The following is a 12864-nucleotide window of genomic DNA, read 5'->3' on the forward strand; positions in this document are numbered from 1 at the left end:
AACTTCGGGCGCCCGGGCTTCTGTTAGAAAAGCGTTCAACCCTGCCAGCGCAATGCAAGACGCACCAAATCACGCGTTTGCGTAGGTAGGAGAGATTTTCATTCAGGGAAGTGAGTATAACGGTTAGGATAGTTGCCGTTCTCTCCTAACACCCCCTCTCCCCTCCCCTGAATGAAACCCGTTGATCGCGCGTACGCGCTTGCCTTGTCGTTGCTTTGTGTCGGGACATCTAACACCCACGCGGAGATTATCGCTGCCACTCACGTCGACTGGTCGAATACCGGCTACGTCTCACCGACCGTCCAGAACCCGGTGAGCGGCTTCAGCTATGGATACTACCCGGCGAATACCGGAACCACCGGCACCTTCAGTACCGCCGGCATGTTCGCCGTCACCAATCCCGACGGCCAATTCTGGAACGGGGCCGATGGCGGGAATACGCCGGCCCAGAGCCAATACGACATTCACCCTGGTCTGGGCGGTGTGACTGCAGTCCGTCGCTACACGGTCTCCTCCGGCAGCGAACCCCTGGTATCCGGCCCGGTCCGTGTGGTGGGCCGCTTCTTTGAATTGAATAGCGGGTTCACTCACGTCTTCGTCACCACGGATCCGGACGGTGATGCCGGTCCTGCTGAACGCACCACGATCGTTCCTTCGCAGGATCCTGTTCCCACCCCTTCGGTCGAGGTCACCCTTCCCAAGCCGATACCCTTCGATGTGACGCTCAATGTGTCGCCGGGCGCGACCATCGACTTCGGTGCCTTGGCAATGGACAACGCGTACTCCGACAGCACCGGCTTGATCGCTTGGATCGTGAACGGCAACACCGCGGTTCCCACCAATCTCGTGTCGAGCCAACTCGGGTCCCCAGACTGGGGCTTTTTCAACGGCTATCAGGACGTCCGCGGACTCTGCTACGGCATGGCCACCGATGGCGTCACCGGCGGAACGGATCAAACTACCTTCGACCTTACCGGCGGCGGCTATCCCTACCAATACGCCGGCCTTCTCTATCTGGAAAATGCCGGCAGCGGAAAGGCCACGCGTTTCGATTCGATGCGGATCGATGTGACGTCTGCCAATGACTTCCCCCAGGCACCGCAGCTTTTCCTGCTGCGCCACAACTCCGACCCAGCCTCGATCAACCCCGTCGCGGACGACCGCTACGAACGCCTGCCTGTAGCAGCGGTGCGCCACGCGGCCAACACCAGCGGCCAGCCTTACTACACCTTCGATCTCACCTCGCTGCCCGTTTCGCAACGCGCGGGCTACGGCTTCGCGGTCCTCGGATCGAGCGTGAATAACAGCACTCCGATCACAGTGTCGGAAATTTCCGCGGTAGCGAGCCGCGTCTCCTCGAGCGAAGTGGTGTCGACCAAGCCCTTCCTCGTTGAGTGGACCAACGGCCACCGCTACGGCGTCTCCGCCACCCGCGGCACGTGGGAGCAAGTCCAGGCAGAAGCGGCTGCCTTGGGCGGCTACCTGGTGAGCTTGGGCAGTTCCACGGAGAACGATTTCGTCGCCCAGACCTTCACGGATACAGAGGGCTGGTACATCGGCATGAAGCAGAATTCACCCGCCCCCGCGCTGGAACCGGCGGGTGGCTGGGAATGGGCCAGCGGTGAACCGATGGCCTATACCCGCTGGCATCCCGGTGAACCGAACAACTACTTCGGCGCAGGCGAGGATTACGCCATGATGCTTCTCGGCGTCAGCAGCGCCGGCACATGGCACGACGTGAAGATCGGCGGCTACCCGGAGACCTCGAATTACCGGGGCATCATCGAACAACCGACGTTGGGCGCGGGCGAGCGGAACTTCTTCGTCTCCTCCGTCCATGGCCGCTCTAACATCTTCGACGCCGGACTGGCCTCATCAACCCAAGGCGGGATCCTGCCGCCATCGATCAACCTGACCGGCCTCGGCGGCAAAGTCCTACATTTCCCGAAGATCCACGGCAAGCTCAACACCGGCGTGGATCTCAGCGGTCCGGATGGCGCGCACACTCCCGGACGCTCCTGCAATCTGAATGCCGTCGGCGGCATCTCCGGCTACGTGAATGGCAATAACACGCCCGCCCTTGTGGGGGTGTTCCTGGGTGCCGCGCAACCTTCCACCGCACCCGCAGCCATCGATTTCTCGGCGAGCCAAACCGGCGAGAACTTCACCACCCTCTCCCCTCTGCTCGGCCAGATCTTCTTCATCGGCGATGGCCTGACCAGCCAGGGAGTGGCCCAGCAATTCACCATTCCGGCAGGCGCGGAGAAGCTCTACTTCGGCTATCCGGATGGCCACACCGGCCAGCTCTATCATGGCCCACCGCTCGGCTGGAGTGACAACAGCGAATCGATCAGCGTGCGCGCCACGATTGCCCCGGACCCCGTGCCGACGATTGGCCTGACCTTTCCGATCACCGGCGGCCAGCTCCATGTCGGCGGCGGCACCAGCCCCTTCAACTTCACCCTTCTCTCCGGGGCCCTGCCTCCCGGTCTCGTGCTCTCCAGCACAGGCCTGGTCACCGGCACTGCCGGCAATGGCCCCTACAGCTTCACCGTGAAGGTCACGGATGCGAATGGCGCCCACGCCAACCGGAGCTTCAGCGGCGTGATCCAGAATCCCATCCAGGTGCCCACCTCGCTCGTCTCGTGGTGGTCCGCAGGGAACACCTTGGCGGACGTCATCGGCAATAATCATGGCTCGATGAAGAATGGTCCCCTTCCCGGACCCGGCCAACCCGGCGGCCAGAGCTACGGTCCCGGCAAGGTAGGCCGCGCCATCGTCCTCGACGGCGTGAACGACTTCATCCAGGTGCCGCACGATCCCTCGCAGGACATCACCGGCGACCTCACCATCGAAGGCTGGATTCATCCGACGGCGAATTCGGTGAGCGAGCCGACCATCATCAGCAAGCGCTCGCTCGATAACAACAACTGCACCTATGTGCTCTTCCTGCGCGGCGATGGCCGCCTCAGCTTCGCCTCGCGCAATGGCGGCGGGGTGTGGCAGGATCCTTCGACCACTGCGGTGGTCCCGCTCAACCAGTGGACCCATGTCGCCGCCACCATCGGCAGCGGCCAGCTCAAGCTCTACATCAATGGCGCGGTGGCCTTCAGCGGCGCGTATGCCGTGACCCGCCCCTCCGTCACCGCTTCCCTGACGATCGGAGCCACGATCACGAATACCTATACCGAGACGAACCCCTCGGGCCCGTTCCCCGGCTCGATCGACGAACTGGCTCTCTACAGCCGGGCCTTGAGCGCGCAGGAAATCTCCGCGCTTCATCTCTCGGGCACCGGTGGCAAGGCGCATCATGACATCAGCCGCGACTTCGCGCCGATCTCGAATCCCAACGGCTCCTGGAGCTACTGGAGACAGCCATCCAATGCCCTGACCGGAACCTACAACCCCGCCACCGCCGCGCTCATGACCGGATCGGGCACGGATGCCCCGCTCGCCTATTTCGTCAACGGCTCCTCGGTCTCCTTCAATACGAACGAGAACTACTATGGCCGGGATAGCGGCGGCACGAGGTATGATTGGTTGGGCCACCAGTTCGGCATGGGCCCGAGCTCCAGCGGCGACTACGCGGTGCTCCGCTGGACTGCTCCCGCAAGCGGCCAGTATGCCGTCTCCGGCAACTTCGCCGGGTCTGACACGCGGCCCACCACCGTGGACGTGCACATCTTCCACAATGCCGGCGAACTCACTCCCGCAGGCAAGCGCTACCTCGATACCTACCGCGGCGACGGTGTATCCCACACGCAAGTGATCACCGTGGCAGCGAATGACACCGTCGACTTCCTCGTGGGAACCGGCGGCAACGGCTGGACCTACGACAGCACTTCCCTGGCCGCATCAGTCACGCTGCTTTCGGTCACCCCTTTGCCTAAAATCGCGGTGGAGCAACCGGCGGGCAACGCCTTGGCCGACGGCAACAGCACGCTGGCCTACGGCGCGGTCACGCTCGGAGCCTCGCTCACGAAGACAATCACGCTCCGCAATACCGGCACCGCCTCTCTCAACGATCTGGCCGTGACGGTGGATGGATCGAATGCCGCGGAGTTCGTCCCACCTGTTAGCCTCAGTGCCACGACGCTCGCTCCGGGAGCCACGCTGACCTTCGACGTGAATTTCACACCAGGAGGCTCGGGCTCGCGCAGTGCCGTGCTGCACATCGCCAGCAATGACACGCCGCGTAGTCCCTTCGACATCGCGCTCACCGGCTCCGGTTACTCCGCGGTGGGCAACAAGGTCTTCGCCTGGGGCGACAACGACAATGGTGAGATCGGCGACGGCACCACCATCGACAAGCTCAGGCCGGTACCGATCATCATGACCGGAGCACTCGCCAGCCAGCAGGTCACGCAAGTGTTCACCTCGTCTTCGCGCAGCCATGCGATCACCGCGGACGGCAAGGTTTACTCATGGGGATACAACGCCGACGGCCAAATCGGGGACGGCACCAAGATCTACCGCAAGGAACCGGTCGCGGTGAACATGAGCGGGGCCTTGTCCGGCAAGGTGGTCACCACCCTTGCCATCAGCATCGCCCACACCTTGGCCCTGACCTCCGAGGGAAAGGTTTACTCTTGGGGTAACAATTACACCGGCCAGCTCGGTCTGGGCGACACGACGGATCGCACCACGCCGCAACTCGTCCAAGGTGCCTTGGCCGGCAAGACCATCACTAGCATTGCTGCGGCCTTTTCCCATTCCGTTGCATTGGCTTCAGATGGAACCCTCTACGCTTGGGGTAGCAACTACAACGGGATCCTGGGTGATGGCACCACTGCCACCCGCCTGGCTCCGGTGGCAATGAATACCGCCAGCACCTTGCTTGCCGGCAAGACCGTCACCGCGATCACTTGCGGCTACTATCACAACGTGGTGCTCACCAGCGACGGCAAGGTCTTTGCCTGGGGATTCAATGGCAACGGCTACCTCGGCGATGGGACCACGACCGAGCGCTTCTCGCCGGTGGCGGTGAACGGCAGCCTCACCGGCAAGACGGTGACCAAGATCGTGGGCAGCAATTACCATCATCTGGCACTCACCAGTGACAACCAGCTCCATGCGTGGGGAGTCAATCTCTACGGCAACCTCGGAGACGGTACCAACACGGATCGTCACTCGCCGGTGCTGGTGAACTCCAGCGGCGCGCTCGCTGGCAAAACCTACGCCCAGATCTTCGCCGGCGGCGGCTGCTCCATGGTACGGACCACCGATGGTGGGCTCTTCACCTGGGGCATGGGCTTGGGTGGCCAGCACGGCAACGGGGATGAATCCGATATCAACCTTCCCACCGCGGTGGACATGAGCGGTGTGCTTGCCGGACGGACGTTGGTGACGGCGAGCATGCAAGGCTTCCACGCGCTCGTGGTCGCCTATGCTCCTCCGGCTCCGGAAATCGTGGTGGAGAATGAGGCCGGAACCGCCCTGGCAGCGGCCGACACGTATCGCCAGGACTTCGGCCCCGTCCAGCCGACCAAGCACAAGACCGCAGTGATCACGATCCGCAACACGGGCGATGACCTGCTCGGCAACATCGGCGCGACTATCGACGGCGCAGGTGCAACCGACTTCAGCGTGGTCAGCAGCAGCAGCGGCACCACCCTCACCCCCGGTGGTACCCAGACACTGACCATCACCTTCACCCCCACCGCCCAAGGAACGCGGGAAGCGGTTCTGCACATCACGAGCAACGATTCGGACGAGCCCGCCTACACGGTCGAGCTCGAGGGCTACGGCACCCAGCCCATCACCGAGTGGCGCGAGCAATTCTTCGAAACCACTGAAAACACCGGCGATGCCGCGGACGATGCCGACCCGGATGGCGATGGCGTCGAAAACCTGCTCGAGTTCGCCACCGGAGCCGATCCCACCGAGAGTGGCGTGATTGAGACGCCAGTCACCCGGCCCCTCGCCGGGATGATCGACTTCACCTACACGCGCAACAAGCTCGCCGCCGCTGAAGTGCAGTGGACCGTGGAGTGGACCGACACCCTGGAGGGAGGCTGGAGCTCGAATGGCGTGAGCGAAACCGTGATCGAGGATGACGGAACGGTGGAAACCGTGGTCGCCACCTTGCCCGCCGGGCCGGATGGGAAGCGTTTCGTTCACCTCAAGGTGATCCGGCCCTGAACTCCCAAGGGCCGGAAAAAGCGACGGCGGCGGGATTTTTCCCGCTGCTTGTCGCTTGACGCCTGCGGGACGCATCGGTTTCTTCCCGCCCGCCATGCTCCACCAGGTGCTCAAATCCAAGCTTCACCGGGCGATGATCACCGCCGCCGACGTCGATTACGAAGGCAGCATCGAGATCCCCACCGACCTGATGGAAGTCGTCGGCCTGTGGCCGGGCGAGAAGGTTCTCGTCGCCTCCATCACCACCGGCAACCGGCTCGAGACTTACGTGCAACCTGGCGTCCCCGGCACCGGCAACATTCTCATCAACGGCGGCGCCGCCCATCGCATCAAGAAGGGCGAGCGGGTCGCAATCATGGCTTTCGGCCTTTCCGACACCCCGGTGCTGGCCAAGAAGGTGGTCCTCGACGAAGAAAATCGCGTTCTGCGCGACGGGCGCTGAGTCGAATTTCGCAGGAAATAGCTTTAAACACTTCCAAACAAACCCCTCGACACGAAAACGACGATTTGTTTAAAATTTTTTACTTGAGAAAACTTAACGACTTTTTTGAATAGCGGACTTTTTTAGGGTCGCGCGTGGAGCATTTTGCTGCTATGATCGCCGCGCTATGGCAACCACCACGAAACGCACCCGGTTTTCACGCCGGCTTCCCGATCACGTCACGGATGAACTCTGCAACGTCCTCGCGGAAGACAAGGTGTTTGGCTTCAATGACCTGTTCGAGCGAGTGTTCGACAACCTCAAGGTCCGCAACGCCGTGAGCGGCGGCGAAGAGATGCTTCGCCTGCGCGCTTACGAGAAACTCCAGAACCTGGTAACCCGCGGCCTCGTCGAGAAAATCGGCAAGGAATACAAGGGCACCAAGCGCGTCCACGAGGCTTCCAGCGAGTATCTCGCCCAGCAGCAGGAAGATTGAGCCAGGGGGTGCCGAATGCACCCGTTGTTTGCCCTCCCTTTTGATAAAACCCGCGCCGCAACCCGGCGCGGGTTTTTTTTCTGTCCATGATCCGCTGTGGCTCCTATCACGCGGGCCGGATGTCGTCCCAGTACCTCCCCGTTTTCGTCCAGATCCTCGTGGCCATCGGCTTCGCGGTCGTGAGCCTGACTCTCAGCGTGCTGCTCGGCAAATCCGCCCGCCGCAATGCGACCAAGGACAGCGCCTACGAGTGCGGCATGTTGCCGATCGGCGAAGGGTCACCACGCTTCTCGGTGAAATTCTACCTGGTCGCGATGCTGTTCGTGATCTTCGACATCGAGGTGGTCTTCATGTATCCATGGGCGGTGCAGTTCCGCGACCTCGTTGCTGGTGGCAATGCCGTGCCGCTGGTCTCCATGGCAGGCTTCGCCGGCGTGCTCGCCGTGGCCTACGTCTATGCGCTCAAGAAGGGCGCGCTGACGTGGAAGAACTGACTGGCACTGACGAGTCCGGCTTGCCCAGCGCCATCGCGGCGACCGCGGGAATCGGGATTGCTTGCCCGACGACGAAGTCTTCCAGCAGCAACTGAAGCCATTCGCGCGACACAGTGATCGCCTCGATCACGATCGCGATCTTCCCGCCATCCGCCGGCAGGATTCGGTAGCGGTCGACCACGATGAGGATTTCCTCCGTCTCCCCGGTGAGCATGACTTCCACCAGCAGCATCTTCTCCTTGCTGCGGATCCGCAGATCGTTGAGCTGGCCATAGCGTTCGATGCGGCCCGCGAGCACGCTTTTCGCCGCCCGCGAGGCGAGGTTGTCTTTCAAGGCACCGAGCATGCGCGAACGCTAGACCGCCTCCGCCACCGGTGAAAGCCAGCACCGAGCCATCTTTTTCACGCTCGCCGCGATCGCGTAATGGGCAACCGGGGGGAAATCGGCCATGGTGGTCGGCGTAAGGGATAGTTGCACAGCCCCCCAGACAACTGGGATACGGCCCCCGGACACTGGAACGGTTCCCCCCTCTAGTGTCCGGGGGCTTCCCCACCCGAATCAGGCGCGGCGCGGCTCACATTCCCTCCCCCGGGAAATCTTTCTCCCGACGAGACCCGAATCGAATCTCCGGACCCCAACGGAAAAACGCCGCGCGGAGTGGTGATCCCGGGCGGCGCAGGTTTCTCAAGGACTCGAGGACCTCAGAAGTCGAACAGCGAGGTCACCGATTGTCCGCCATTGATGCGACGGATCGCTTCGCCAAGCAGCGGCGCGATGCCGACAGCCTGGACTTTCGGGCCGGACGCCTGCGGGACCGAGTCGGTGGTGATGACTTCCTCAATCACCGAATTCTGGATTCGCTCCTGCCCGAGATCTCCCAGCACGGCGTGGGAAACGGCGGCAAAGATCCGGCGGGCGCCGTGCTTGCCGAGGATCTCCGCGGCAGCGGTCAGGGTTCCGGCAGTCTCGGTCATGTCGTCGATCAGGATCACATCGCGGCCTTCCACTTCACCGATGACGTTCATCGCCTCCACACGGGTGGCGCTGACGCGGTGCTTCGCGACGATTGCCAGGTCGGCACCCAGCGCGTCGGCATAAGCGCGGGCCATCTTCACGCCGCCCACATCGGGCGATACCACGCACAGGTTCGAGGTGTCCGGATGGCGTTCGCGCAGGTAGTGGATGAGCGCGGGCTTCGCGTAGAGATGGTCCACCGGAATATCGAAGAAGCCCTGGATCTGCGGTGCGTGCAGGTCCATGGTCAGCACCCGGCCGACCCCGGCGGAGGTGAGCAGGTTGGCGACGAGCTTCGCGGTGATCGGCACCCGCGGCTGGTCCTTGCGGTCTTGGCGGGCGTAGCCGAAGAAGGGCATCACGGCGGTGATCCGGCCGGCGCTGGCGCGGCGGGCGGCATCCACCATGATCAGCAACTCCATGATGTTGTGATTCGTCGGCGGGCAGCTCGGCTGGATGATGAAGACATCATCCCCGCGAATGTTCTCGTTGATCTTGACGAACGTTTCACCGTCCGGAAACGCCGTGACGTGGACATCGGCGAGTTTGGTGCCAAGGGTATCGGCAATGCGCTCGGCGAGCGCGCGGTGAGCGGTTCCACTGATGAGTTTCATGCAGGAGCGACGGGGCGGGCGCATCGTCCGCCGGTCATGCCGCATTCCTCAAGGCGAATCCCCGCCGGAAGGGAATTACTTCGCTCCCCTGCCTAGCAGAACAGCCGGGATGGTCTTGAGCAGGATCTTGATATCCAGCCACAGCGACCAATTGTCGATGTACTTGAGGTCCATCTCCACCCATTGCTCGAAGCTGGTGATCTTGTTGCGACCGCCAGCCTGCCACTCACAGGTGATGCCTGGCTTCACGCTCAGGCGGCGGCGGTGGGCCAGCTCGGAAAAGGCGGCCACCTCGTAGAGCGGCAGCGGTCGCGGGCCGACCAGGCTCATCTCGCCGGTGAGCACGTTGAGGAGCTGTGGCAGCTCATCAATGCTGAGTTTGCGCAGCCAACCGCCGAAAGGGAAAATGCGCGGGTCGCGGTCGAGCTTGAAGACCGGTCCGTCCATCTGGTTGCCGTGCTCGGCCTTGATCTGTTCCAGCAAGGCCTCGGCATTCGGCACCATGGTGCGGAATTTCCACATCCGGAACGGCCTGCCGTAATGGCCCGCACGCTTCTGGCAGAAGAGAATCGGAGCACCCGGGCTGTTGAAGCGAATGCCGATGGCCGCAATCAGCCACAATGGTGAACTGACGGTGATCAGAAACAGGGCCCCCAACCGGTCGAAGGCCTCCTTGGTCAGAAGTTCCCAACTCAGCTCCGGTGTGGAACGCAACACCAGCATCGGCTTGTTCCCGATGGAATCGAACACCGGCCGGGCGATCTGGGTGCGGATGAAAGACGCCGCGATCCACGCCTCGACGCCTTGCAGCTCGCAAGCCTCCACGGCCTGCGCCACGCGGTCGAAGGCGGTGCGCCGGGTGGCGAAGATCACCCGCTCCACAGTTTCCCTCTTCAGCAATTCATAAAGCTCCTCCACGGGGCGGGAGGTCAGGTCGAAGCGCTCGACGATGTTCCAGCCACCGGTCGCCTCGGGATCGAGCTCCTCGATCAATTCATCCAGATCCTGTCCAGATCCCGCCAGAACCACCCGCTCGCGGCGTCCTTCGTTCCGCTCGAGGAGGATCATCCGCTTGCGAGTCACCCGGTCGCGCAGCAGCAGCAGGAACGCCACGATCGGCGCACCAATACCGAGGATCAGGCGGCTGGCTTCCTGCAGCCGGGAGAATACCGAGATCAAGCCGAGCACCAGTCCCATCACGGCCAGAGCCTTGACGATCTGTTGCAGCGCCTTGTGGCGGGACTTCCGGCGGACGTGCTCGTAGAACCCGAAATGCTCCAGCACCAGCGGCGTGAAAGGCACCGCGATGTAGAGCACCCAGCTCATGTCCGCGAGGATGGAACTCTCCATCGAGGGCAGCCCGTAGTAGTCACGGATCGGATCACGGACGATCGACGCGAGCCAAAATCCCAGCCAAACCAGCGCCGCATCCAGGAGCTGAAGCGCCTGAATGGAAAAAGCCTGTTTGCGTCCGGTGGACATCGGCATGACGGGGAGTCGTGGGCGACCTGAAGCAGTCGCGCCGACCTTGGATGGGGCGCCTTCCCATGGCAATCACGTAAACGCGGAGGGACAGGCGACAGCTTTGTCACCTTCGCCGGCACCCGGGAAAACACGCAGGCCCCGCTCCTTCCAATGAATCCGGAGCCGCACGATTCGATTGCCATGCCGCCTTTCGCCCCTAAAGTCCCGCCCTCCAAATCATGAGCGAACCCAAGCACGTCGCGATCGTCGGCGCCACCGGAGCGGTCGGCGAGGAAATGCTTCTCTGTCTCGAACAGCGGAATTTCCCCGTCGGAAAACTGACCTTGCTGGCCTCTGCCCGCTCGGCCGGCAAACGCATCCCATTCCGCGGCCAGGACATCGTCGTGCAGGAGCTCACACACGACAGCTTCGCCGGTGTGGACATCGCGCTCTTTTCCGCAGGCGGCGGCATTTCCCTCGAATTCGGCCCGTCCGCGGCAGCCGCCGGTGCGGTCGTGATCGACAATTCGTCAGCCTTCCGGATGGACGATGGCGTCCCGCTGGTGGTCCCGGAAATCAACCCCGCCGCCGCGAAGGATCATCCGAAGGGCATCATCGCCAACCCGAACTGCACCACCATCATCTCGCTGATGGCGCTCGCGCCGCTGCACGAGAAGTTCGGCCTCAAGTCGATCATCGCCTCCTCCTACCAGGCCGTCTCCGGCTCGGGCGCACAGGGCATCATCGAGCTGGAAGAGCAGGTCAAGGCGATCGCCAACGGACTGCCCTTCGAGCCAAAGGTGTATCCGCGCCAGATCGCTTTCAACGTCATCCCGCAAGTCGATTCCTTCACCGCCAACGGCTACACCAAGGAAGAGATGAAGATGCTCAACGAAGGCCGCAAGATCCTCGGTCACGCCGACCTCAAGGTCTCCTGCACCTGCGTCCGCGTGCCGGTCTATCGCTCGCACTCGGTTTCAATCACCGCGCAGTTTGAGAAGCCAGTCGATGTCGAAGCCGCCCGCGCCGCCTATGCCGGCAAGCCCGGCATCCAGGTCGTGGATGATCCGGCGAACAAGGTCTTCCCCGTGCCGCTCGACACCACCGGCAAGGACGACTGCCTCGTCGGCCGCATCCGCAAGAACCTGGTCCTCGACAACGCCCTCGACCTCTGGGTCGTCGGCGACCAGGTCCGCAAGGGTGCCGCGCTCAACGCCGTGCAGATCGCCGAGATCCTCTGACGAGATCGTAGATGGAGGATGGCAGATGGTAGATTTCTTGCCTTTCATCCGCCATCTACCATCTGCCATCTACCATCCATGGATTTAAAGTCCTACCTCGCCACCCGCGCCGCTGAAGTCGATGCCGCGCTCGATGCCTTCTTGCCGAAGGCGAAGGAAAAGCCGGCCACCATCCACGCGGCGATGCGCTACACCGTCTTCGCCGGCGGCAAGCGCCTGCGTCCCATCCTCTGCCTCGCCGCGGCTGAGGCCTGCGGTGGCGATTCCGAGTCCGCGATCCCGCCCGCCTGCGCGGTGGAGATCCTGCACACCTACTCGCTGGTCCACGATGACCTGCCATGCATGGATGACGATGACCTTCGCCGCGGACGCCCCACCTGCCACAAGGTCTATGGCGAAGGCATGGCCGTCCTCACCGGCGATGCGCTCCTTACCGAAGCCTTCCTCATCCTTGCCCAGACCCATCCGGCGAAGCGCTACCCCGTCGGCAGCTACGTCGCCGAACTCGCATTGACCGGCGGCTCGACCAAGCTCATCGGCGGCCAGGTGATGGACCTTGAGGGTGAAGGCAAGAAGCTAACCAAGGCCCAGCTCGTGAAAATCCACGAAGCGAAAACCGCCGCGCTGCTGACCACCTCGATCCGCCTCGGCGCGATGACCGCAAATGCCACCGACAAGCAACTCGAAGCTCTCAGCATCTTCGGCCGCGCCCTTGGCCTCGCCTTCCAGGTGATCGACGACATCCTCGACGTAACAGCCTCCACCGAAGTCCTCGGCAAGACCGCCGGCAAGGACGCCGCGGTCGAAAAGGCCACCTACCCCGCCATCCTCGGCCTGGAGAAGTCCCGCAAGGAAGCCGCCAAGCTCACCAAGGAAGCGATGGATGCCCTGCTACCCCTCGGCAAGAAGGCCCAGCGCCTGCGCGAGATCGCGGACTACCTGCTGAAGCGGGAGTATTGACCGGTCGGAGCCCGTCAG

General features: G+C 62.9%; 9 protein-coding genes. 6 read left to right on the top strand and 3 right to left on the bottom strand.

Annotated features, from left to right (window positions below; genetic code table 11):
* The first annotated feature begins 171 nt into the window (after positions 1–171).
* The 4 genes from OKA05_RS25705 (at position 172) to OKA05_RS25720 (ending at position 7552) form a co-directional block, all read left to right on the top strand.
* Positions 172–6141, top strand: a complete 5970-nt coding sequence (locus tag OKA05_RS25705; protein ID WP_264490085.1) for an RCC1 domain-containing protein — start codon at positions 172–174, stop codon at positions 6139–6141.
* Between the two features lie 94 nt (positions 6142–6235).
* Positions 6236–6583 carry an aspartate 1-decarboxylase gene (locus OKA05_RS25710; RefSeq protein WP_264490086.1) on the top strand — a complete coding sequence of 116 codons (348 nt, stop codon included), beginning with the start codon at positions 6236–6238 and terminating at the stop codon, positions 6581–6583.
* Positions 6584–6749: 166 nt separating this feature from the next.
* Positions 6750–7058: a hypothetical protein gene (locus tag OKA05_RS25715; protein ID WP_052573795.1), complete on the top strand. Its 309-nt coding sequence runs from the start codon at positions 6750–6752 to the stop codon at positions 7056–7058.
* 86 nt (positions 7059–7144) lie between these two features.
* Positions 7145–7552, top strand: coding sequence for an NADH-quinone oxidoreductase subunit A (locus OKA05_RS25720; RefSeq protein ID WP_264490087.1), 408 nt, complete (start codon positions 7145–7147; stop codon positions 7550–7552).
* Here the strand turns inward: OKA05_RS25720 and OKA05_RS25725 are convergent.
* From OKA05_RS25725 to OKA05_RS25735, 3 genes are all read right to left on the bottom strand, one after another.
* Positions 7521–7898: a hypothetical protein gene (locus OKA05_RS25725; protein WP_264490088.1), complete on the bottom strand. Its 378-nt coding sequence runs from the start codon at positions 7896–7898 to the stop codon at positions 7521–7523. The genes OKA05_RS25720 and OKA05_RS25725 overlap by 32 nt on opposite strands.
* Before the next feature lie 356 nt (positions 7899–8254).
* A complete protein-coding gene (locus OKA05_RS25730; protein ID WP_264490089.1) occupies positions 8255–9181 on the bottom strand; it encodes a ribose-phosphate diphosphokinase in 927 nt (308 codons plus the stop codon).
* A 75-nt stretch (positions 9182–9256) separates the two neighbouring features.
* On the bottom strand, positions 9257–10669 hold the full coding sequence (locus tag OKA05_RS25735; RefSeq protein ID WP_264490090.1) for a sugar transferase: 1413 nt from the start codon (positions 10667–10669) through the stop codon (positions 9257–9259).
* Between the two features lie 215 nt (positions 10670–10884).
* Here OKA05_RS25735 and OKA05_RS25740 point away from each other — a divergent pair, with 215 nt between their 5' ends.
* Both OKA05_RS25740 and OKA05_RS25745 read left to right on the top strand, forming a co-directional pair.
* The gene (locus OKA05_RS25740; RefSeq protein ID WP_264490091.1) at positions 10885–11886 is read left to right on the top strand and encodes an aspartate-semialdehyde dehydrogenase; all 1002 of its coding nucleotides are present in this window, start codon (positions 10885–10887) and stop codon (positions 11884–11886) included.
* A 78-nt stretch (positions 11887–11964) separates the two neighbouring features.
* Positions 11965–12846, top strand: coding sequence for a polyprenyl synthetase family protein (locus OKA05_RS25745; protein WP_264490092.1), 882 nt, complete (start codon positions 11965–11967; stop codon positions 12844–12846).
* Positions 12847–12864: the final 18 nt, after the last annotated feature.

Origin of the sequence: Luteolibacter arcticus (assembly GCF_025950235.1) — a bacterium.
In the GTDB taxonomy this organism is placed as follows: Bacteria; Verrucomicrobiota; Verrucomicrobiia; order Verrucomicrobiales; family Akkermansiaceae; genus Haloferula; species Haloferula arctica.